Raw genomic sequence first — 22,292 nt, 5'->3', positions numbered from 1 at the left:
CCGCCCAAGTTTCAGTCCGCCAGCCGTTCGATCATATATTGGGTGATCAGCGTCACGCCGCTTTCGGTCCGCCGGAAACGCTGCGCGTCATGCTCCGGATGTTCTCCGACGATCAGGCCGGGCGGGATGATCACGCCTGAATCCAGCACGCACTTGTGCAGCCGCGCACCGCGCCCGATCACGCAGTCGGGCATGATGACGCTTTCCGTCACGGACGAGAAGCTGTGCGTGCGCACCCCGGTGAACAACAGGCTGCGGTGGAGCGACGATCCCGACACGATGCACCCGCCCGCGATCAGGGAGGATGTGGCGGAACCGCGCCGTCCCTCCTCATTGTGCACGAATTTCGCCGGCGGGGTGACTTCGGAATAGGTCCAGAGCGGCCAGCTCCGGTCGTAGAGGTCGAGCGAGGGCACCACGTCGGTCAGGTCGATATTCGCCTGCCAATAGGCGTCGATGGTGCCGACGTCGCGCCAATAGGGCACCGGTTCGCTCTCTGCGCGGACGCAACTGCTGGAGAAGCGGTGGGCGACGGCTTTGCCATGCTTGACGATGTGCGGGATGATGTCGCCCCCGAAATCGCGCTTGCTGTCCGGATCGTCCGCATCGCGCCGCAGTTCCTCGATCAAAAGGGCGGTGCGGAAGACGTAGATGCCCATGGACGCCAGCGCCATGCCCGGGCTGCCGGGAATGTGCGGCGGGTTCTTCGGCTTCTCGACAAAGGCGGTGATCACGTCCTGCTCGTCCACATGCATGACGCCGAAGCCGCTGGCTTCCTTCACCGGCACCTCCATGCAGCCGACGGTGACGTCCGCGCCGCTGTCGACATGCTGCTGGAGCATCAGCTCATAGTCCATCTTGTACACATGGTCGCCCGCCAGGATGACCATATATTCCGGCGCATAGCTTTCGATGATGTCGATATTCTGGAACACCGCGTCGGCCGTGCCCTCATACCATTGGCTTTCCGACACGCGCTGGCTGGCGGGCAGGATGTCGAAGCTCTCGTTACGCTCCGTCCGGAAGAAGTTCCAGCCGCGCTGCAGATGCCGGATCAGCGAATGCGCCTTATACTGCGTCGCGACGCCGATGCGCCTGATGCCGCTGTTGAGCGCGTTGGAAAGGGCGAAGTCGATGATCCGCGCCTTGCCCCCGAAATGCACCGCGGGCTTGGCGCGCCGGTCGGTCAACTCGGCCAGGCGACTGCCCCTGCCGCCGGCCAGAACATAGGCCATGGCGTCACGGGCGATCGGCTGGTGTCTTGGCTGCATCGCCCTCTTCTCCTTCATGCTCGCGAGCGCTCGGTTTCCGCCCGTCGGTTTCAATAGTCCAGTTCCAGCATCAACGTTCCAAGCGGCGGAATGGTGACATTGGCCCATCCTTCCTCATCCGCGACGACAATTCCCATATTTCCCGCGCCGCTGCCGCCATAATCCGCCGCATCGCTGTTGATGATCTCGCGCCAGCGGCCGCCGGAGGGCAGGCGCATCCTGTAGCCGTGGCGCAAGGTCGGCGTGAAGTGGCTGATGACGACGATGGGCGATACGCCGGGCGCGCGCCGGACCCAGGCGAAGACCGAATCCGCCGCCGCGTCGACCAGCACCCATTCGAAACCCTCCGGCTCGCAATCGCGGGCATGCAGCGCCGGGCGGGAACGATAGAGGCGGTTGAGGTCGCTCACCAGCAACTGCACGCCCCGATGCGGCGCGTGATCGAGCAGGTGCCAGTCGAGCGCCCGCGCTTCGCTCCATTCGGCCCGCTGCGCGAATTCCTGCCCCATGAACAGCAGCTTCTTGCCCGGATAGCCCCACATCATGGCGTAATAGGCGCGCAGGGTCGCGAATTTCTGCCAGTCGTCGCCCGGCATCTTGTGCAGCAGGGACGCCTTGCCATGCACCACCTCGTCATGGCTGAGCGCCAGCACGAAATTCTCCGTAAAGGCGTAGAGCAGGCCGAAGGTGATGTCGTCATGATGATGGGCGCGGTGCACCGGATCGCGCGCCAGATAACGCAGCGTGTCGTGCATGAAGCCCATATTCCATTTGAAACCGAAGCCCAGGCCCCCTTCATGGACGGGGTGGGACACCTTCGGCCAGCTCGTCGACTCCTCGGCAATGGTCATGACGCCGGCATGGGTGCCGTAGAGCGCCTTGTTCATCTGCCGCAGGAAATCGACCGCCTCCACATTCTCCCGCCCACCCTGGCTGTTGGGAATCCACTCCCCTTCCTTGCGGCTGTAATCGAGGTAGAGCATCGAGGCGACGGCATCGACGCGAAGCCCGTCGACATGGTAGCGCTCCGCCCAGAAGAGGGCGTTGTTGACCAGATATTGCGCCACCTCCCGCCGGCCGAAATTGTAGATCGCCGTGTTCCAGTCGGGATGGAAGCCCTTGCGCGGATCGGCATGCTCATAAAGGGCGGTGCCGTCGAAATGGGCCAGCCCGTGGGCGTCGGTCGGGAAATGGGCGGGCACCCAGTCGAGGATCACGCCCACTCCCGCCCGGTGCGCGCCGTCGACGAAGCGGGCAAAGCCTTCCGGATCGCCAAAGCGCGCGGTCGGCGCGTAAAGGCCCGTGGTCTGATAGCCCCAGCTAGGATCATAGGGAAATTCGCTGATCGGCAGGAATTCGATATGGGTGAAGCCCATGCCGACCACATAGGGGATCAGCCGGTGGGCAAGGTCATCCCAACTCAGGAAATTTCCATCATCGTCGCGCTGCCATGAACCGGCGTGCACCTCATAGACGGAAATGGGTTCGCGGCGCGGATCGGCCCTTTGCCAATAGTCGCGGTGGCGCTCATCGCCCCAGTCATGGTCGGGCACCGCCGCCACGATGGAGGCCGTGGCGGGCCGCAGTTCGGAGCGGAAGGCGAAGGGATCGGCCTTCAGCGGCAGGACCGTCCCGTCAGGCCCGACAATCTCATATTTATAGGCGCTGCCCACCCCCACTTCGGGCAGGAAGATTTCCCATATTCCCGCATCCTGCCGCCGCCGCATCGGCGCCCGGCGCCCGTCCCAGCGGTTGAAGTCGCCCACCACCGACACCCGCTGCGCATTGGGCGCCCAGACCGCGAAATGCGTGCCCCCCACCCCTTCATGGGTGATGAGGTGCGCGCCCATCTTGTCGAACAGCCGGGCATGAGACCCTTCGGCAAAATAATAATCGTCCATCGGCCCCAGCACCGGGCCGAAGCTGTAGGGATCGATCAGCGTATATTCGCCGCCATCGGCATAGGTCGCCCGATAGCGCAGGGGCTGGCGCTTGCGCAGGGCAACCTTGCCGAAGAACAGCCCTGCCGGATGGACCCGGTCCAGCGCGCTTGCGGCCTTGCCGTCCAGCCTATAAGCATCGACCCTCACCGCATCGGGCAGGAAGACGCAGGCGGTGAAGCCCTTTTCCGCCGGATGGACGCCAAGCGTCGCGAACGGATCGTCCTCCCGCCCCTCCAGCAGGCGGGCGATCTGTTCCGGGGTCAAGCCCACGCTAGTTCCGGCCTCGCGTCAAACCGGCACCTTCCAGATGTCCGTCGCATATTCCCTGATCGTGCGGTCGGACGAGAACCAGCCCATGCGCGCGACATTGTGGATCGCCTTGCGCGCCCACAGCGTCTGGTCCTGCCATATCCCGTCAACCCTGCGCTGCGCGGCCGAATAGCTGTCGAAATCGGCCGCGACCATGAACCAGTCATGATCGTAGATGCCCTGCACCAGATCCCTGTACCGTCCCGGATCGTCGGGGGAAAAGACGCCGCTCGCGATCGCATCCAGCGCCTGGCCCAGCTCGCGGCTCTGGCCGATCACCTCGCGCGGGTCGTAGCCATGGGCGCGCCGTTCGTTCACCTGGGCGGCGGTGAGGCCGAAGATCACGATATTCTCCTCCCCCACATGGTCGCGCATCTCCACATTGGCGCCGTCGAGCGTGCCGATGGTGAGCGCGCCGTTGACCGCGAACTTCATGTTGCCGGTGCCCGACGCTTCCATGCCAGCGGTCGAAATCTGTTCGGACAGGTCGGCGGCCGGGATCATCATTTCCGCCAGCGACACATTGTAATTGGGCACGAACTGCACCTTCAACAGGCCCTGCACCGCCGGGTCGTGATTGACCGCCCGCGCCACGTCGCCCGCCAGCTTGATGATCAGCTTGGCATTGTGATAGCTGGGCGCCGCCTTGCCGCCGAACAGCTTGACGCGGGGCACCCAATCCTTTTCCGGATGCGACCTTATCTGGTCGTAGAGCGACACCGCCTCGATGATGTTGAGCAACTGCCGCTTATATTCGTGGATGCGCTTGATCTGGATGTCGAACAGGGCCGAAGGATCGATCCGGGCGTTGACCCGCTGGCGCAGCAGATCGGCCAGAGCGACCTTGTTGGCGCGTTTGACGGCCAGGAATTTTTGCTGGAACGCGCTGTCGTCGGCGAAGCGATCCAGTTCCCGCAAGGCTTCGGGATCGTCCATGAAGCGGTCCCCGATCGCTTCCCTGACCAGTTCGAACAGCCCGTGATTGCACTGCATCAGCCAGCGGCGGAAGGTGACGCCATTGGTCTTGTTGTTGATCCGCGCCGGGTAGAGCCGGTGGAAGTCGGCGAACACCGTTTCCTTCATCAATTCGGTGTGCAGCGCGGACACGCCGTTGACGCTGTGCGATCCGGCAAAGGCCAGATTGCCCATGCGCACCCGCCGCTCTCCCCCCTCGTCGATCAGGGAGATGGTGCCGATGGCCCGGTCGTCGAACTGGCCGGATCGCCGCGCCTCCCCCAGCAGGCGGCTGTTCACCGCATAGACGATCTGCATATGCCGGGGCAGCAGCCGTTCGAACAGCGGCACGGGCCAGCTTTCCAGCGCTTCGGGCAGCAGCGTGTGATTGGTGTAGCTGAACGTCCGGCGGGTGATGTCCCACGCCTCGTCGAAATCGACGCCGTGATTGTCGAGGAGTATCCGCATCAACTCCGCCACGGCGACGGCCGGATGAGTGTCGTTGAGCTGGATCGCCGCCTTTTCCGGCAGGGTGCGGATGTCGCCGAAATACTGGATATGCCGCCGGACGATGTCCTGCAGCGACGCGGAGGAGAAGAAATATTCCTGCCGCAGCCGCAATTCCTGCCCCGCGGGCGAACTGTCGGCGGGGTAAAGGACGCGCGTGAGCGCCTCCGCCCGATTGCTTTCCGTCAGCGCGCCCAGATGGTCGCCGGCATTGAAGCGGTCGAGCAGGATCGGGTCTATCGGCTGCGCTTCCCACAGGCGCAGCGTATTGACGCGCTTCCCGCGCCAACCCGCAATGGGGGTGTCATAAGGCGTGGCGATGACGCGCTCGGCCGGCCGCCAGCGCATCTGGTGCGGGCTGGCGTCCTCATTTTCCGACGGGTCGACCCGGCCGCCAAAGCCGATCTCGTAGCTCGCCTCGCGCCGTTCGAATTCCCAGGGATTGCCGTGAGTCAGCCAGGTTTCGGGCAATTCCACCTGCCAGCCGTCCGAAATCTCCTGCCGGAACATGCCGTTCACATAGCGTATGCCATAGCCATAGGCGGGCACGTCCACCGTCGCCATGCTTTCCATGAAGCAGGCCGCCAGCCGCCCCAGGCCGCCATTGCCCAGCGCGGCATCCGGCTCCAGCGCGGCGATGATGTCGATGTCGACGCCCAGCGAACTCAATGCCGCCTGCATGTCGTCCAGCATCTCCATGTTGGACGCCGCGTCGCGCATCAACCGCCCGATCAGGAACTCCAGGCTCAGATAATAGACCCGCCGTCCCTGCTCCTCATAGGTTTTCTCCGTGGAGGCGATCCATGCATCGATCACCCGGTCGCGAATGGCGAGGATCACCGCATGCAGCCAGTCGTGCGGCTTCGCGGCGGTGGCGTTCTTGCCGATCCGGTAGGTCAGCCGCTCTACGATCTCATGGGCAAGGACCTCCGGATCGACCTGCCGGGGAGCGGGCTTCGGGAGGGTGGGTTGGCCTTTCAGGTTCATAAACGTGCCCCTTTTCGCCTTCGAGTCCGGGCGCGATGATGGCACGCCGTCCCGAGGCTCGCCAACAGCAAATTTTGCAGCGCAGCAATTAATCGGCGCGGCTTTCGATGATGGCATGGCGAACACCCTGCCTCAACTCGCGACGGACCGGATGGATGCTTGAGGGAAAATGCTGGGTCATGAAAATGCCGATCAGCCGCTCCACCGGATCGATGAAGAAGAATGTCGAGAACACGCCGCCCCAATAATATTCCTGCGTCCTGAGATCGGTCGCGAAGCCGAGGCCGAAACCCACGCCCGCATAATCCGCCTCGCTGAACATGGAGGAGGACAGGCCGGCGAGATCGCCCCCGCCCGGCAGATGATTGGCATGCATCGCCGCGACCGTTTCCGGCTTCAGCAGCCGCACGCCGTCCAGTTCGCCGCCGCGCAGCAACATGCGGGCGAAGCGATGATAATCCGCCGTGCAGGAGATGAGGCCCCCGCCGCCCGAACGCAGCTTGAGCGGCCGGCGCCACCCGCTGCGTTCGCCCCGGTCGTAGAGCGACAGCGTGCCGTCCTGCGCCCATTGCCAGGCGTCCGTCATCCGCCCGGCGCGATCCTCCGGCAGTTCGAAGAATGTGTCCGGCATGCCCAGCGGATCGAAGATGCGCTCGCGGAAAAATCGCTCCAGGTCGAGGCCGCTCAGCCGCTCCACCACGACGCCCAGCACATCGGTGGACACCGAATAATTCCACCGCTCACCCGGCGAGAACTCCAGCGGCAGCGCGGCCAGCGCGGCGATGAATTCGTCGGAACTGCGTTTCTGCTGGAACTCGTCGAGGCCGAGTTCACGGTAGCGCGCGTCGATGGCCGTCTGCCGCTGCAAACCATAAGTGAGGCCGGATGTGTGCCGCAGCAGGTCGATCATCAGCATCGGGCGGCGCATCCGACCCGCCCCATCGGCCCCGACGGCCAGATCGGCGAATTCCGGCAATATCTTCGTCACCGGATCGTCCAGCGCCACCAGCCCCTGCTCCACCAGCATCATGAAGGCGACCGAGGTCACCGGCTTGGTCATGGAGGCGATGCGGTAAAGCGCGTCATCCCCAAGCGGCTCGCCGGTTGCGCGTGCGGCACCGCTGCGGACCGAGACGATGGGTCGTTCGTCACGCGAAAGGAGCCATTGCATATGGGGCAGCTTGCCCGGGACGACATAGCGTTCATGAACGAAGGCGGCCTGCGCCTGCAATTTCCCGGCATCCATGCCGGATGCCCGCGCCGCCTCCACATCCACCTGCCCGATAAGCTGCATCGATCCTCCTGCCGGCCTGCCCGCTGCCCCTAGAGCAATTTCACCATGAGGGAAAATGCTCTTGTCTTTCGATGCCGCATTTTCCGAGCCGCCGACCTCAAACGGTCAATCCGGAAATGCTCCCGATCAGGCATGGCCGGAGGTAAATGGCAATATCCCCCGGGCCGCTTGCCCGTTGCAACGCCTTCATCGGCCCATTATGGCAACCGCCTGATCCCACTGGACGCAAGCTCTTCATGGCTACCGGCCTATCCGCCATCTTCCTGAACAACCGGCCCGCCCTGCTGCGGTTCCTGCGCGCGCGCGGCGCGGGCGACGAGTCCGAGGATCTGTTGCAGGACATGTGGATGAAGCTGGAGGAGAAGGATCTGGGGCCGATCGCCGATCCCCTGCCCTATCTCTACCGCATGGCGAACAACCTGATGCTGGACCGCTATCGTTCCGCCACCCGCCGCGAACGGCGCGAGCAGGATTGGGCGGAGGGCGCGGGCGGCGTGATGGCCGACCCGTCGGAGGACATCGCCGTGGACGAACGGCTGATCCTGAACGAACGGCTGGAGGAGGCGCGCGCCGTGCTGCAATCCCTGGGGCCGCGTGTCGAGCTGGTGTTCCGCCGCTTCCGCCTGGAGGGCGTCGGGCAAAGGCTGATCGCGGAGGAACTGGGCGTCAGCCTCACCACCGTGGAGAAGGATCTGCAAAAGGCCTATCGCGCCATGATCGCCCTCAAGCAGAAAATGGGTACGGAATGAGGAAGGCGGCGGCGTCTGGCTCAGATGAGGGGCTGACATGAACAGGGCTGAAGCCATGATGAACGAGGAGGCGCTCGGATGGGTCATCCGCACGCGCGATCCCGAATTTGCCGATTGGGAGGCCTTCACCGCATGGCTGGAGGCCGATCCCGTGCATGCGCCCGCCTATGATGCATTGATGGCGGCAGATGCCGATTTGGCAGAGATCGTTCCGTCGGAGCCCGTGACCATGACGGCTCCAGCCAATGATGCGGGCGAGCGCGGCTGGCGCTGGTCCCGATCGCTGATCGGCGGCGGCGCGGTGGCGGCGGCGCTGGTGGCGGCCATATCGGTCGGCATGTGGAACCGCAGCGACATCTACACCGTCACGACCAGGCCCGGCGAAACCCGCACCGTCGCGCTGGACGAGGGCACACGCGTCGAACTGAACGGCGGCACGACCATGCGCTTCGACCGGCATGACGCGCGCTTCGCGGCGCTCGACAGCGGCGAGGCCGCCTTCACCGTCCGGCATGACGCCGCCAATCCCTTCCGCGTCACCGTGGGCGACGCGCTGTTCGAGGATGCGGGCACCGTCTTCAACATCGTCCGCGCCGGCAATGCGACCCGCATCGGCGTGTCGGAGGGCGAGGTCATCTACAATCCGAAGGCGGAAGCCATCGCCCTGCCCGCCGGCCGCGCTCTGATGGAGGATGAGAACGGCCTGCGCGTCATGGACGTCGCCACCGACGCCGTCGCAAGCTGGCGTCAGGGCCGCCTCACCTATGCGAACGCCCCGGTGACGCAGATCAGCGCCGACATCGCCCGCTCACTGGGCGTCCGGCTCACCGCCACCCCCGGCGCGGGGACGATGCGCTTCACCGGAACGATCCGCCTGCACCGCGACCCGGCGCGCTTCTTTGGCCAGGCAGCGCCGCTGATGGGCCTCAGCGCCGTCAGGCAGGGCGACGGCTGGCTGTTGAGGGAGGGGGATGGCCCGCCACGCTGACGTCCTGTTCGTCACCGCCCTCGCCATGATGGCCGCTTCGCCTGGGCAAGCGGCGGAAAGACAGCAGATCAGCATCGCCCCCGGACGGCTGGGCGAGGCGGTGATAGCGCTCGGCCGCCAGACCGGGGCCAGCATCGGCATGTCGGACCAGTCGCTGGCGGGCGTGGCCACTCCCGCCGTGGAGGGACGCCTGTCGGTGGAAGCGGCACTCAAGCGGCTGGTCAAGGGCAGCGGCGCCAGCATCCGGCGTATCGACGCGACCACCTGGCGGATCGTCCGGACGCCGGTGGTGGTGCGCGAGCAGCCCCGCGCCCGCATCGCCCAACCCGCTCCGCAAGCCGCGCCCGAACCGGCCGAGATCATCGTCACCGCATCCAAGCGCGACACCCCGCTTCCCCGCTATGCCGGGATGGTCGATGTGGTGGGCGACGACGCCTTCACCGCCGGGGAGGCGGCCGGCGGCACCGCCAGCCTGATCTTCCGCGTGGCGAGCCTCAGCTCCACCCATGCGGGCACGGGCCGCAACAAGCTGTTCATCCGCGCCATCGCGGACTCCGGCGTCGCCGGACCGACCCAGGCGACGACGGGACAATATCTGGGCGACATGCGCCTCAACTACGCCGCGCCGGACCCGGACCTCCGGCTCTACGACATGCAGGGCGTGGAGGTGCTGGAAGGGCCGCAAGGCACGCTATATGGCGCGGGATCGCTGGGCGGCATCGTGCGCATGATCCCCAATGCGCCCAACCTGGTGCGCGCCGGCGGGCAGGTCTCCGCCGGGCTCAGCGCGACGCAGCATGGCGATCCGGGCGGCGATCTGGCCGCGACGATCAACCTGCCGGTCGTGACGGAGAAGATCGCGCTGCGCATCGTCGGCTATGGCGTGCAGGACGGCGGCTATATCGACGATGTCCTGCGCGACAGGCATGACGTCAACCGCATCCGCACCTATGGCGGCCGCGCCGCGCTCCGTTTCGCGCCGGACGAGAACTGGACCGTCGACCTCACCGGCGTCTTCCAGCGGATCGAGGGCGACGATGCGCAATATGCCGCGAAGGCGATAGGCGACCTCAAGCGCGCCTCCGCCGTCGCCCAGCCCTATTCGTCCGACTATGCGCTCGCCAATCTGCGGGTGGAGCGGCAATGGGACGATCTGCGCTTCGTCTCCTCCACCGGCTTCGTGCGCAACATATTGACGGAAAGCTATGATGCGACGCCTTATGAGATGGCCGGGGCGGACGCGCCCGCCGCCCTGTTCCGGCAAAGGAACAAGGTCGACATCTTCTCGACCGAAAACCGCATCGTCCGCGACCTGGACAATGGCCTGGGCTGGATATTGGGCGCATCCTATCTGGAAAGCACGTCGGATATTCAGCGTTCGCTGACCTCCTATGGAACGGCCCTGATGCAGCCGCAGGTCATTCCCGGCGTGCCGATGTACGGGCGGGGCATGGCCGCGACCTCGACCGGCGTGCACAACCGCATCCGCGAGGCGACGCTCTTCGGCGAATCGTCGTTCGAACCCATGCGCGGCCTGATCGCCACGGTGGGCGGCCGACTGACCAACAGCCGCCTGACCGGCGAGGTGCTGGACCCCATCGCCCTGTTGTCCCTTGCCGCCATCGCACGCGCGGAGGCGCAGGCGAACCGGAGCGAGACGATCTTCCTCCCATCCTTCTCCCTGCTGACCGACGCCTTGCCCGGGACGACCGTCTATGCCCGGTTCCAGCAGGGTTTCCGTCCCGGGGGGCTGGCTGTCGACGACCAGCATATCCAGCGGTTCCGCAACGACCGCGCCTCCACGGTGGAACTGGGCTTCCGCAGGGGAATTCCGGGCATCGATCCGGTCGCGGTCACGGGCAATGTCGCCTATACCAGATGGCGGGACATCCAGGCCGACGTCACCGACCGGATCGGCATTCCCACCACCGCCAATATCGGGGACGGGCGCATCTATACGGTGGAGGGGCGTGTCGCCGTGCGCCCCGCGTCGCGGCTGACGCTGGACGGCAGCATCATCTACAATGACAGCCGCCTCAGCCGCCCGGCGCAATTCCTGCGCCTGCTCTCCTATGAGGGGCAGTCTTTGAGCCTGCCCAATGTCGCCAATTGGGGCGGCCGCATCGGCTTCGACTATCGGGCGCCGGTGGGAGGGGACATGCGGCTCCAACTCAGCGGATCGGCCCGCTATGTCGGCAAGTCGCGCCTGGGCGTGGGGCCGATATTGGGCCGGGAACAGGGCGACTATGTGGACACGGCGCTCAGCGCGGCGCTGACCCATGGGACGGTGCAATGGTCGCTCTCCCTCACCAACCTGCTCGACAGCAGCGGCAACCGCTTCTCGCTGGGCACGCCCTTCGACCTTAGCGGGGATTATGTGACGCCGCTGCGTCCGCGCACTGTCCGGCTTGGCCTGGATTTTGCCTTCTGATCCTGCATCGCATTATTTTTAACTGACGGGACAGGCGTTCCCGCGCCGTCTTCGCCGCATGCGCGCTCATCGGAAAGAGGCGCGGCACGCAGAGGAGACATCATGCGCAATCTACTGGCCTGCACGGCCATCGCTCCCGTTCTGGCCGCCCTGACGGTGGCCGATGCGGCGGCGGAAACCACCATCGGTTCTTCCACCACCACCGCCGTCCGCACCTCCACCGTCGCCAATGGCGCCGCGGATGACGTCACGGTCAGTTCCGCAGGATCGATCACGCTGACCGGCGGCACCGCCATCACCCAGGACAGCAACAACAAGGTCAGCAATGCCGGCACGCTCAAGATTTCCGGCGCGGACGGCGCGACCGGCATTCGCGCGGCGGCGGGCACCAGCGGCAACATCACCCATAGCGGCACGATCACGCTGGACGAGGACTATACCCCCACCGACGACGACAAGGACGGCGACCTGGACGGCCCCTTCGCCAAGGGTTCGAACCGCAACGGCATCTGGGTCCAGCCGGGCGCGGCGCATATGGGCAATATCGACAGCAGCGGCACCATCACCATCGAAGGCAATCAGTCCGCCGGCATCCGCATCGACGCGTCGCTGACCGGCAATCTGTCGACCAGCGGCTCCACCAGCGTGGTGGGCGACAATGGCTATGGCGTGCTGGCCAATGCGGTCACCGGCAATGTCACCATCCGCGGAACGACAGCCGTCACGGGCGCCAACAGCACCGGCCTTGCCCTGCAAGGGGACGTGACCGGAGCGGTCAAGATCCAGGGCACGATCACCAGCACCGGTTATCGTTATACTTCGCGTCCGAGCGACGCTTCCAAGCTGGATGCGGACGATCTGCTCCAGGGCGGATCGGCCGTGACGATCGCCGGCAATGTCACGGGCGGCGTCATCTTCGACATTCCACCGACGCTGGACAGCACCAAGCCGGATGTCGACAATGACGGGCTGACCGACGCCAGCGAAGGGTCCGCCGCGATCATCACCTATGGCTCCGCCGCTGCCGTGCGGATCGGTTCGGCCACGGCGGCCACGACCATCGGTCCGGTGGCTGCGGACAGTTCGGGCTATGGCCTGATCGTCAAGGGATCGATTGCCGGATATGGCGTCTATGACGGCGTCAGCGCCAGCGGCCTCGCCATTGGCGGGCTGGGCGGCAATGTCACCCTGACCAAGGGCCTGCTGGTGTCGGGATCGGTCGGCGCCACATCCTATGACAGTAATGCGACGGCCATTCGTTTGGGCAGCGGCGCCACGGCCGACACCCTCCAGATCGGCGGGGCGGTGAGCGCGACCGGCTCCAGCGCCGCCGGCACGTCGGCCCGCGCGCTGGTGATCGACGCAGGCGCGACGAGCCGCGCCATCGTGAACAGCGGCGCCATTTCCGCCACGGCGCTCAGCAGCAAGGATGGCGCGGCCATCGCCATCCTCGATTCTTCCGGCACGGTGTCGTCCCTGTCCAACACCGGCACCATCTCTGCGACTGGAGGCAAGAGCGGATCGAACGTCGCCATCGATATGACCGCCAATGGCAGCGGCGTCGCCCTGACCCAGTCGCTTGCCTCCGCCACGGCAAGCGCGCCGAAGATCACGGGCGACGTGCGGCTGGGATCGGGCAATGACGTCGTGACGGTCTCCGCCGGCAGCATTGCGGGCAATGTCGACCTGGGCGGCGGCAGCAATCGCCTGGCGCTGTCCGGCTCCTCCACCCTGACAGGTAATGTGGCGCTGGGCGGGAACGGTTCCAGCCTTGGCCTGGCGGAAAGCGCGCAGATCAATGGCGGCGTGGATTTCGGCGGCGGCGCCTCGACGCTGACCCTTTCCGGCACCGCCACGCTCAACGGCGCGATCAGCAATGCCGGCAATACCGCCGTCGTGATGAATGGCGGCACCCTCAACGCCGGCAACAAGGGCACGGTCGCGCTCGCCTCGCTGTCAGTGGGCGGGTCCTCCGTCATCGGCGTGACGGTCGACACGGCCAATGGCACCAACACGCTCTACAATGTCGCGGGGGCCGCCAGCTTCGCCAGCGGATCGCAGGTCAAGGCGACCCTGACCAGCGTGGCCGGTTCGGAGGGCGATTATGTCATCGTCCGCGCCGGATCGTTGAGCGGCACGCCCGCCCTCTCCAGCACGACGCTGATCCCCTATATGTTCAAGGGCGCCATCGCCAGCAACGCCGCGACGGGGGAAGTGACGCTGTCGATCGCGGCCAAGACCGTATCCGAACTCGGCCTGACCGGGTCGCAGGCGCGGGCCTATGACGCGATCTTCAACGCGCTGGACAAGGACAGCGCCGTTGCGGGCAGCTATCTTGCCATCACCGACGGCGACACGCTGAAGGCCAATCTGCAACAGATGCTGCCCGACCATGCCGGCGGCACGTTCGAGGCGGTGACCGCCGGTTCGCGCGCGACCGCCCGCATCCTTGGCGATCCGGGCGGCATCTACCGCACGGCTGACGGGCGTCTGGGCTTCTGGCTGCAACAGGTGGCGTTCGGCAGTTCCAAGAGCGTGGGCGACACCGCATCCTACGACATCAACGGCTGGGGGGCGAGCTTCGGCGCGGAATATCTGACGGGGATCGGCGCTCTGGGCGCATCCTTCGCCTATATCCATGGCAGCGACTCTTCGGGCAGCACCGACAATGCGGTGGATTCCGACCAGTTCGAACTGGCGGCGCACTGGCGGGGCGATTTCGGCCCGCTCCAGACCTATGCCCGCTTGTCGGCGGCCCATGTGGATTTCCGGGGCAGCCGCCATTTCGAATCCGGCGACGTCGTGCGCACGGCGGATGGCGACTGGTCGGGCAAGCTTTACTCCGCAACGGCGGGCGGCTCCTATGAGATGCGCTTCAACCGCTTCACCCTGCGTCCGGCGGCCAGCATCGATTATTACCGCCTGAAGGAGGACGGCTATGGCGAGACGGGCGGAGGCGCTGCCTTTGACCTGATCGTCGACGGCCGCACCAGCGACGAATTGACCGCCAGCGGCAATGTCACCGTCGGTTACGATTTCGGCAGCCTCAATCGGGAGGATGGCTGGATGCGGTTCGAGCTGGAGGGTGGACGGCGCCAGATCATCGGCGGATCACTGGGCGACACCACCGCCCATTTCGCCGGTGGCGAGGACTTCACCCTGATCTCGGACAAGCGCACCAGCGGGTGGACCGGCCGCGCCCGGCTGATCGGCGGCACCGAAACTTTCCGCGTCGGCGGCGAATTCGGGGCGGAGGAACAACAAAATCATGTCGCCCTCTCCCTCCGGGCGACGGTTAACTTCATCCTGTGACGTCCTAGCAGTGAATTGGCGGGCCACACCCCACAGACCCTCCCGGCCCGCCGATCCGCCATGACATGAGCCGGTTCCCAACGGTGTCATGGCTGTAAAGGAAGGGGCGCTGCCTTCCCCCGGCAGCGCCCCTTTTCGCTATCCCCCCGTCAGCGCCGCGCAAGAGCGGGAGGGGTTTCGAGGCGGGCCGAGGACCATATCTGTCGAAAGGCTGGAACGTCCCGATCGAAATAGAGAATGGCCGGCGCGTCGAACGTCACCAGGTACAGCCTGCCCTTGACGATGGCGCCCACCGCTTCGCCGCTGCGCGACACATCCTCCATCTGCTTTCGGAAACTGTAGGAAAAGCGCACGCCCTTTTCGCCCAGAAATGTCGCAGGCTCGATGGCGGTCATCGAAAAGAGCGTCGTCCCAAGCGCGATGCGATAACTATTTTCCAGCAGCGCAGGAATATCGGTCAGCAACATGGTCGAGGAAAAGCGCGGCAGCGGCCTGGTCTTCCTGCTCACCTCCCGAAACAAGGTCCGCCCGGTTTCGATACTGTAGAAATTGACGCCGTTCAGATCGTCACCGTCCAGCGTCCATGTCTCCGAATTGCGGCCCGGACGGGCGGACAGGCGGTTCCACTCCCGGTCCGGCGTGACGGTCAGGGTCGATTTGGCCACGGCAACGGACGTCCCCGCCGGCATCAGGGCATTGTCAGCCATCAGCGGCTGCGCCATCAGAACCGCGCAGATCACGGCCAGAAAAGATGAAATTCGTTTCGCCATGAGAAAATCCTATTCGCCGGTCATCGTCTGGAGCATGGGAATATCGGCCGCCTGGGGACGCAGCCGGATGTAATTCTTGAGCGCATCCGCGCCTTCGGTCCGCTGATGGTTGCGCATCAGGCACAGTCCCAATCCGCGCCAGCCCTCCGCCAGGCCGGGGTCGGCCGCGAGCGCCGATCGGTAGAAATCGGCCGCCGCCGCCAGATCGCGCGGATTGCCGCGCTGGCGGTACAGTTCGGCCCGCGCGAACAGCAGAGGCGCGGTCCAATGCTCCCCCGCCAGCGACGACAACAGATATTCCGTACCGCCGAAATCGTTGAGCTTCATCTGGTCGGACAGAAAATCCGGCAGCCATTTGGCAAGCGCCGCCGAATAGCTTTCCGCGCCCTCCGGCTTGGCCGCGACATCGGCGGACAGGGCCGCGAGATAGGTCGCGCGATCGAGATTGGTCGGATGGGTGGAGAAGAAGGCGACACGATCATAGCGTTGGCTGCGCTGTTTGCGCCCCAGCGCGGTCGCATCCGCCTCATCCATGAGCCGCTGCCAGACATGCGCCGCCGCCTGCGCCGAATAAGGGGACTGGATCGCATATTTGAGCGAGAGCAGGTCGGCCTGTTTTTCCTGATCGCGGCTGAACTGGAAGAATGAGCCGACCGCCGCCTGCTGCACGGTCGCGCCATATTGACCCAGAAAGGCCGCCCAGGCGGCGATGTCGGTCGCTGAACGTTGCCTCCGGAAGCCTGAAAGGCTGTGTCGCAGCTCGAAATGAGCGAACTCATGGCCGAGTATCGCCGCTAGTTCCGCCTCGCTTCGAACCCGCAGCAGGAGCCCGCTCCAGACCTGCATCGTGCCGTTGGGGGCCATATTGGCGTTGAAGGATGCGACCCGGACCAGATAGATGCGCACGCCCCGACATCGGTCCTGACCCACAGCCCGGCACAGGACGCCAGCCACATAGGCCTGCAGGGCCGGGTCGTCGATGAGGAATTTGGAGTCGCGCAGTTCCCGCTCATCCTCGTCGGCCAGCATCCACAGGCCACGCTCGTCCGTCCCTTGCGGCTGATAGGCCTGGCTGTAGGGCGGAAGATCGGCCGGCCCGGGGGCCGCCACCGCCGCCACCGCCGCTACCGGCAGAGTCAAGGCCAGCAGCGCCATTGCCCGCAACAACGCGCCCGTCATTGGGCGGCAGCGGCAAGGCTGGGGGTGCTGCCGGGGAAATCCTCCAACAACTGCGTTACGCGGCGGCGGGCACCCTCCATGGTCCGGACATCGCCGCCCATCTGCAGGTCCGCATTGAGCCAGAGCAGGTCCCCGCTGGCAAGGTCCACCAGACCTGCAAAGCCCTTATGCTGGCCGGAGGTGATGCCGACGCCGCCCATGGCCGCGAACAGCTGGAAAATCTTCCGCCCGGTCGATCCGAACTGGTCTTCCGTAAAGATGAACAGCCCATAGCGCGCGCCCGAGCGGGCAGCGAGCGCGGATACGCCGGGCCCCAGCGTCCAGTCGAACGCCGCGCCTTCGCGCTTCTTCGTTGGCAATCGATTGCCGGGGAAGAACTGGAATTCGATCACCGATTGCGCGACGATGCCGAAGAGCGACTGATATTCGGCGAGGCTTTCGGCCTGCTGTCCCACAGGATCGGCCGAACCGACAATCTCATTGCCCAGACGCTGCTGCGCTTCCGCCAGGGCCAGATCCAGATTGTCCCGCGCCTGTTGCGTCCAGTCGGCATTGGGTTCGAACATGCCCGCAGTCGACTGGCTCCCAACCGTCACCCTGGGCCTGAACAACAGGATTTTGGTCGAATTCGGATCGAGCAGGAAGCCCTGCCGCACGGCGGACTTTTCCTGCGCCATGACGGCCGGCGACAGGCAGCCGAGCAAAAGGCACAAAATGGCGTGGCCGAACGCAAATCGCATGAATGTTCCCCCTGCACACAGCCAAGTCCCCCGACTCATGGCGGCTGTTGCTCAAGGGCTTAGCAAAGAGAACATCTTAGGTACAGATCGAACGATGCCTGCCGGAACAGACATCGTTCATAATGGACCAATCAGGCCAGCGCCTTCCTGATCAACTCATTCACCACCTGCGGATTGGCCTTGCCCTGCATGGCCTTCATCGTCTGACCGACGAAGAAGCCGAACAGCGCCTCCTTGCCCGCCTTATACTGTTCGACCTTGTCCGCATTGTCGGCCAGCACCTTGGCGACCGCGGCCTCGATGGCGCCGGTGTCGCTGGTCTGCTTCAGCCCCTTTTCCTCAACGATCCTGGGCGCGCTGTCGCCGGTTTCGAGCATGATCTCGAACACCTGCTTGGCGATGGTGCCGCTGATCGTGCCGTCGGCAATGAGGGCCAGCAGTTCCGCGCCCTCTTCCGGGCTGACGGGGCTTTCCTCCAGCGTCTTGCCCAGGCGGTTGAGCGCGCCGTAAAGCTCCGACAGCAGCCAGTTGGCGGACGCCTTGGCGACCTCGCCCTCGCTCTTCTTCTGGATGCGCGCGCCTTTGGCCAGCAGCGCCTCGAACCAGCGCGCGGTGTCGGCGTCAGCGGTCAGCGTCGCGGCATTATAAGCGGAAAGGCCCAGCGCCTGTTCGTAGCGCTGGCGCTTGGCGTCAGGCAATTCAGGCAGCGACTGGCGGCATTCCTCCAGGAAGGCATCGTCCAGTTCCAGCGGCAGCAGGTCGGGATCAGGGAAATAGCGATAGTCATGCGCGTCTTCCTTCGACCGCATGGAGCGCGTTTCATTCTTGTCCGGGTCGTAGAGCCGGGTTTCCTGCACCACCTTGCCGCCGGCCTCCAGCACGTCCACCTGACGGCTGGCCTCATGTTCCACCACGGCCATGACGAAGCGGACGGAATTGACATTCTTCGTTTCGGTGCGAGTGCCGAAGGGTTCGCCCGGCTTGCGGACGGAGACGTTGACGTCCGCGCGCATCGAGCCCTGATCCATATTGCCGTCGCAGGACCCCACATAGCGCAGGATCGTGCGCAGCTTCGACAGATAGGCGCCAGCCTCCGCAGGCGAGCGCATGTCCGGCTTCGACACGATTTCCATCAGCGCCACGCCCGAACGGTTCAGGTCGACATAGGACCGCGTCGGATGCTGGTCGTGCATCAGCTTGCCTGCGTCCTGCTCGACATGGATGCGCTCGATGCCGATCGTCTTGACCTGCGCATCGGGGTTCTTCTCGTCCAGGCTGATCTCGATCGCGCCCTCGCCCACCAGCGGGTGGTAGAGCTGGCTGATCTGGTAGCCCTGCGGCAGGTCCGCGTAGAAATAGTTCTTCCGGTCGAAACGCGACCATTTGTTGATCTGCGCCTTGATCGCCATGCCGGTGCGCACCGCCTGGCGGATGCACTCGCGGTTGGGCACGGGCAGCATGCCGGGCATGGCCGCGTCGACCAGGCTCACCTGCGTGTTCGGCTCCGCGCCGAAAGCGGTGGCCGCGCCGGAAAAGAGCTTCGCCTGGCTCGTCACCTGCGCATGGACTTCCAGGCCGATCACGACCTCCCACTCGCCGGTTGCGCCCTGGATGCGATATTCACTCATGTTTCTTTTTCCGTTCGGGCTGAGCCTGTCGAAGCCCAGTCCTTTCTTGAAGAGAAGTTAGGCCCTTCGACATTGCAAGGAGACAAGCGGCTCCTTTCAACAGGGCGAACGGTGTTTTCTTTACCACCATTTCTCCGGCCGCGCCGCAAAGCCCGCGCGTTCCTCGATCGCGAGGCCCGCGTTCAGCACGGTCTGCTCGTCCAGCGCCTTGCCGATGATCTGAAGCCCCAGCGGCAGCCCTTGCGCGTCCAGCCCGCCCGGCACCGCCATCGCCGGCAGTCCCGCCAGCGAAGCCGGCACGGTGAAGACGTCGTTCAGATACATGGCCAGCGGATCGGCCTGCTTCTCGCCCAGCGCGAAGGAGGCGCTCGGCGCGGTCGGCGTCAGCAGCAGGTCGCATTTCTCGAAGGCCTGGTCGAAATCGCGGGCGATCAGCGCTCGGACCTTCTGCGCCTGCGTATAATAGGCGTCGTAGAAGCCCGCCGACAGCACATAGGTGCCGATCATGATGCGGCGCTTGACCTCCGGCCCGAAACCGGCGGCGCGGGTCGCGGCATACATGTCCTGCAGGCCCGCCCCATCGGGCAGGTCGCGCTGGCCGTAGCGCACGCCGTCATAGCGGGCGAGGTTCGAGGACGCCTCCGCCGGGGCGATGATATAATAGGTCGGCAGCGCGTACTTCGTATGCGGCAACGACACTTCGACAACCTCGGCGCCCGCATCCTTCAGCCATTCGATGCCGCGATCCCACAACGCCGCAATTTCGGCGTTCAGGCCATCGGGGCGATACTCCCTGGGAATGCCGACCTTCTTGCCCCGAAGGTCGCTCGAAAGGCTGGCTTCCCACTGCGGCACGGCCAGATCGAGCGACGTCGAATCCTTGGGATCGAAGCCCGCCATGCTTTCCAGCAGGATCGCATTGTCGCGCACCGTCCGCGCCATCGGCCCGGCCTGATCCAGCGAAGAAGCGAAGGCCACGATGCCCCAGCGGGAGCAGCGGCCATAGGTCGGCTTGATCCCCGAAATGCCGGTGAAGGCGGCGGGCTGGCGGATCGAGCCGCCCGTGTCGGTGCCGGTCGCCGCCGGGCAGAGCCGCGCCGAAATCGCCGCCGAAGAACCGCCCGAGGAACCGCCGGGCGCCAGCGCGGCATTGTCGCCGCCGCCCCGCCGCCAGGGCGAGATCACATTGCCGTAATAGCTGGTCTCGTTGGAAGAGCCCATGGCGAACTGGTCGAGGTTGAGCTTGCCCAGCATGCCCGCGCCCGCGTCCCACAGCTTCTTCGAAACCGTGGATTCATAGGTGGGCTTGAAGCCTTCGAGCATGTGGCTCGCGGCGGTCGTCTGCACGCCTTCGGTGCAGAACAGATCCTTCATGCCGATCGGCACGCCCGAAAGCGGCTTCAACGCCTCGCCCGCAGCCCTCGCCCTGTCGGCGGCGTCGGCGGCTTCCTGCGCCTTTTCCGGCGTTTCCACGATGAAGGCGTTCAGCGCCTTGGCGGCGGCGACATTGGCATTGAACGCCGCCGCCACTTCACGCGCCGAAAAGTCGCCCGCGCGGAAACCGTCGCGGATTTCCGCGACCGTCAGATCAGTAAGGTTGGTCATACCCAAATTTCCGTTCGCCCTGAGCCTGTCGAAGGGCCGCACTTCTCTTCAAGAAAGGACTGGGCTTCGACAAGCTCAGCCCGAACGGGTGAAAGATTCCCACTCATTCGATAACTTTGGGAACCGCGAAGAAGCCATGTTCGGCCTGCGGCGCATTGGCCAGCACCTTGTCGCGAACATTGCCGTCGGTGACGACATCGTCGCGCAGGCGCAGATGATTGGGGATGACAGCGGTCATCGGCTCCACGCCGGTCACGTCCACCTCGCCCAATTGCTCCACCCAGCCCAGGATGTTGTTGAGTTCGGGCACCATCGCCTCCGCTTCGGCGTCAGTCACCGAAATGCGCGAAAGGCTGGCGATCTTTTTCACGGTCTGAAGGTCTATCGACATGGCCCCGCCGCTACCACCCGGCCACGCCCGCTTCAAGTCCCGATCCTCCGAGACCTTGCGCACGCTCGCGGCTTACGCCAGACAGAAACAGTCCATCACTAGGGAGAGCAATCCTTGGCCCGCAAGTTCCTCTATGTCGTAACCGGCCTGATCGTGCTGGTGATCGCGGCATTGCTGGCCTATCGCATCTGGGGGATGCAGATGATCCGCGCGGTCATGGTCCCTCGGGAAGCCTTCGCGCAAATCGAACCGCTCCCCGCCAACGCCTATGACGATCCGAAGATGTGGATCGCCCGGCCCGACATCGTGAAGGACAACCCCGCCCTGTGGACTCCCGAAGGCGTGAAGGACGCACCGTCGGCGGAAAAGGCGACGGTCTTCTTCATTCACCCGACCTCCTACATCACCACGCTGGGCGACGCGCATTGGAACATGCGGCTGGATGACCAGGAATCCCTCGCCACCGCGCGGCGCTTCGTGCAGAACCAGGCGAGCGCCTTCAACGCGGCGGGTTCCGTCTGGGCGCCTCGCTACCGCCAGGCCAATTACGGGGCGTTCCTGACCGACAAGCCGGCTGGCGAGCAATCCCTCGCCGCAGCCTATCGCGATGTTGCGCAAGCCTTTGCCGCATTCCTGAAAGCCAATCCCGAAGGTCCGCTGATCCTCGCGGCCCATAGCCAGGGGTCGCTCCATCTGCTCAAACTGTTGCGGGAGCAGGTCGCCGGCAAGCCGGTCGCCGACCGCATCGCCGCCGTCTATGCCGTGGGCTGGCCGATTTCGGTAGAGGCCGACCTGCCCGCGCTTGGACTTCCCGCCTGCGCGCGGCGGCAGCAGTCGCATTGCATCGTGAGCTGGCAAAGCTATGCCGAACCAGCCGATCCGTCGGCGGTGATCGAAAATTTCGAACGCAAGCCGAGCTTCACCGGCAGGCCGCACAAGGGCACGCACATGCTCTGCACCAATCCCATCACCGGCGCCTTCAACGGGGCCGCGCCCGCCAGCGCCAATCGCGGCACGCTGGATGCGCGGGATGCCGACAAGCCGACCCGGCTGGTTCCCGGCATCGTCCCCGCCCGCTGCGACACTAGCGGCGTGCTGATGATCGGCGAGCCGGTGGACATGGGGCCCTTCACCTTGCCGGGCAATAATTATCACGTCTATGACTATGCGCTGTTCTGGGCCGATGTGCGCGAGGATGCGAAACAGCGGCTGGCCGCCTTTCTGAAGAAATAGA

15 protein-coding genes are annotated in these 22,292 nt (G+C 65.2%); 5 read left to right on the top strand and 10 right to left on the bottom strand.

What is annotated here, in order from left to right; translation table 11 throughout:
* Window positions 1-11: 11 nt before the first annotated feature.
* The 4 genes from glgC to LDB29_RS04885 form a co-directional block, all read right to left on the bottom strand.
* A complete protein-coding gene (glgC, locus tag LDB29_RS04900; RefSeq protein WP_025548086.1) occupies window positions 12-1,271 on the bottom strand; it encodes a glucose-1-phosphate adenylyltransferase in 1,260 nt (419 codons plus the stop codon).
* Window positions 1,272-1,321: 50 nt separating this feature from the next.
* Window positions 1,322-3,484: a 1,4-alpha-glucan branching protein GlgB gene (glgB, locus tag LDB29_RS04895; RefSeq protein ID WP_025548085.1), complete on the bottom strand. Its 2,163-nt coding sequence runs from the start codon at window positions 3,482-3,484 to the stop codon at window positions 1,322-1,324.
* Between the two features lie 18 nt (window positions 3,485-3,502).
* Entirely contained in the window at window positions 3,503-5,971 is a 2,469-nt protein-coding gene (locus LDB29_RS04890; RefSeq protein WP_025548083.1) for a glycogen/starch/alpha-glucan phosphorylase, read from the bottom strand.
* Between the two features lie 88 nt (window positions 5,972-6,059).
* The gene (locus LDB29_RS04885) at window positions 6,060-7,265 is read right to left on the bottom strand and encodes a serine hydrolase (protein ID WP_025548081.1); all 1,206 of its coding nucleotides are present in this window, start codon (window positions 7,263-7,265) and stop codon (window positions 6,060-6,062) included.
* Window positions 7,266-7,501: 236 nt separating this feature from the next.
* Here LDB29_RS04885 and LDB29_RS04880 point away from each other — a divergent pair, with 236 nt between their 5' ends.
* The 4 genes from LDB29_RS04880 to LDB29_RS04865 all read left to right on the top strand — a co-directional run bounded on the left by LDB29_RS04880 (window position 7,502) and on the right by LDB29_RS04865 (window position 14,745).
* Window positions 7,502-8,014 carry an RNA polymerase sigma factor gene (locus LDB29_RS04880; RefSeq protein WP_025548079.1) on the top strand — a complete coding sequence of 171 codons (513 nt, stop codon included), beginning with the start codon at window positions 7,502-7,504 and terminating at the stop codon, window positions 8,012-8,014.
* Between the two features lie 55 nt (window positions 8,015-8,069).
* Entirely contained in the window at window positions 8,070-9,002 is a 933-nt protein-coding gene (locus tag LDB29_RS04875) for a FecR domain-containing protein (protein ID WP_025548077.1), read from the top strand.
* On the top strand, window positions 8,986-11,433 hold the full coding sequence (locus LDB29_RS04870; protein WP_099185806.1) for a TonB-dependent receptor: 2,448 nt from the start codon (window positions 8,986-8,988) through the stop codon (window positions 11,431-11,433). Before LDB29_RS04875 ends, LDB29_RS04870 begins: the two co-directional genes overlap by 17 nt.
* A 102-nt stretch (window positions 11,434-11,535) precedes the next feature.
* Window positions 11,536-14,745, top strand: a complete 3,210-nt coding sequence (locus LDB29_RS04865) for an autotransporter domain-containing protein (RefSeq protein WP_099185807.1) — start codon at window positions 11,536-11,538, stop codon at window positions 14,743-14,745.
* 149 nt (window positions 14,746-14,894) lie between these two features.
* Here LDB29_RS04865 and LDB29_RS04860 read toward each other — a convergent pair whose 3' ends face one another.
* From LDB29_RS04860 to gatC, 6 genes are all read right to left on the bottom strand, one after another.
* On the bottom strand, window positions 14,895-15,515 hold the full coding sequence (locus LDB29_RS04860) for a hypothetical protein (protein ID WP_025548074.1): 621 nt from the start codon (window positions 15,513-15,515) through the stop codon (window positions 14,895-14,897).
* A 9-nt stretch (window positions 15,516-15,524) separates the two neighbouring features.
* Window positions 15,525-16,694 carry a M48 family metallopeptidase gene (locus tag LDB29_RS04855; protein WP_025548073.1) on the bottom strand — a complete coding sequence of 390 codons (1,170 nt, stop codon included), beginning with the start codon at window positions 16,692-16,694 and terminating at the stop codon, window positions 15,525-15,527.
* The gene (locus LDB29_RS04850; RefSeq protein ID WP_025548071.1) at window positions 16,691-17,434 is read right to left on the bottom strand and encodes a hypothetical protein; all 744 of its coding nucleotides are present in this window, start codon (window positions 17,432-17,434) and stop codon (window positions 16,691-16,693) included. Before LDB29_RS04850 ends, LDB29_RS04855 begins: the two co-directional genes overlap by 4 nt.
* A 131-nt stretch (window positions 17,435-17,565) precedes the next feature.
* On the bottom strand, window positions 17,566-19,062 hold the full coding sequence (gatB, locus tag LDB29_RS04845) for an Asp-tRNA(Asn)/Glu-tRNA(Gln) amidotransferase subunit GatB (RefSeq protein WP_099185808.1): 1,497 nt from the start codon (window positions 19,060-19,062) through the stop codon (window positions 17,566-17,568).
* A 120-nt stretch (window positions 19,063-19,182) separates the two neighbouring features.
* Window positions 19,183-20,667, bottom strand: a complete 1,485-nt coding sequence (gene gatA / locus LDB29_RS04840; RefSeq protein ID WP_025548069.1) for an Asp-tRNA(Asn)/Glu-tRNA(Gln) amidotransferase subunit GatA — start codon at window positions 20,665-20,667, stop codon at window positions 19,183-19,185.
* Window positions 20,668-20,770: 103 nt separating this feature from the next.
* Window positions 20,771-21,058 carry an Asp-tRNA(Asn)/Glu-tRNA(Gln) amidotransferase subunit GatC gene (gene gatC, locus LDB29_RS04835; protein WP_025548067.1) on the bottom strand — a complete coding sequence of 96 codons (288 nt, stop codon included), beginning with the start codon at window positions 21,056-21,058 and terminating at the stop codon, window positions 20,771-20,773.
* 114 nt (window positions 21,059-21,172) lie between these two features.
* Between gatC and LDB29_RS04830 the strand changes: the two genes are divergently transcribed.
* Entirely contained in the window at window positions 21,173-22,291 is a 1,119-nt protein-coding gene (locus LDB29_RS04830; protein WP_025548065.1) for a DUF3089 domain-containing protein, read from the top strand.
* Window position 22,292 lies beyond the last annotated feature (1 nt).

It is taken from the genome of Sphingobium sp. CFD-2 (genome assembly GCF_024611135.1).
Classification (GTDB): Bacteria; Pseudomonadota; Alphaproteobacteria; order Sphingomonadales; family Sphingomonadaceae; genus Sphingobium; species Sphingobium fuliginis.
This window is presented reverse-complemented; position numbering and strand designations above follow the sequence as displayed.

Bases quoted from the DNA above. Each gene is read 5' to 3' on its own strand.
- LDB29_RS04875 (WP_025548077.1), top strand. From the start codon at position 8,070: ATGATGAACGAGGAGGCGCTCGGATGGGTCATCCGCACGCGCGATCCC.
- LDB29_RS04885 (WP_025548081.1), bottom strand. From the start codon at position 7,265: ATGCAGCTTATCGGGCAGGTGGATGTGGAGGCGGCGCGGGCATCCGGC.
- gatC (WP_025548067.1), bottom strand. From the start codon at position 21,058: ATGTCGATAGACCTTCAGACCGTGAAAAAGATCGCCAGCCTTTCGCGC.
- LDB29_RS04870 (WP_099185806.1), top strand. From the start codon at position 8,986: ATGGCCCGCCACGCTGACGTCCTGTTCGTCACCGCCCTCGCCATGATG.
- LDB29_RS04880 (WP_025548079.1), top strand. From the start codon at position 7,502: ATGGCTACCGGCCTATCCGCCATCTTCCTGAACAACCGGCCCGCCCTG.
- LDB29_RS04865 (WP_099185807.1), top strand. From the start codon at position 11,536: ATGCGCAATCTACTGGCCTGCACGGCCATCGCTCCCGTTCTGGCCGCC.
- glgC (WP_025548086.1), bottom strand. From the start codon at position 1,271: ATGCAGCCAAGACACCAGCCGATCGCCCGTGACGCCATGGCCTATGTT.
- LDB29_RS04890 (WP_025548083.1), bottom strand. From the start codon at position 5,971: ATGAACCTGAAAGGCCAACCCACCCTCCCGAAGCCCGCTCCCCGGCAG.
- LDB29_RS04850 (WP_025548071.1), bottom strand. From the start codon at position 17,434: ATGCGATTTGCGTTCGGCCACGCCATTTTGTGCCTTTTGCTCGGCTGC.
- gatA (WP_025548069.1), bottom strand. From the start codon at position 20,667: ATGACCAACCTTACTGATCTGACGGTCGCGGAAATCCGCGACGGTTTC.
- gatB (WP_099185808.1), bottom strand. From the start codon at position 19,062: ATGAGTGAATATCGCATCCAGGGCGCAACCGGCGAGTGGGAGGTCGTG.
- LDB29_RS04855 (WP_025548073.1), bottom strand. From the start codon at position 16,694: ATGACGGGCGCGTTGTTGCGGGCAATGGCGCTGCTGGCCTTGACTCTG.
- LDB29_RS04860 (WP_025548074.1), bottom strand. From the start codon at position 15,515: ATGGCGAAACGAATTTCATCTTTTCTGGCCGTGATCTGCGCGGTTCTG.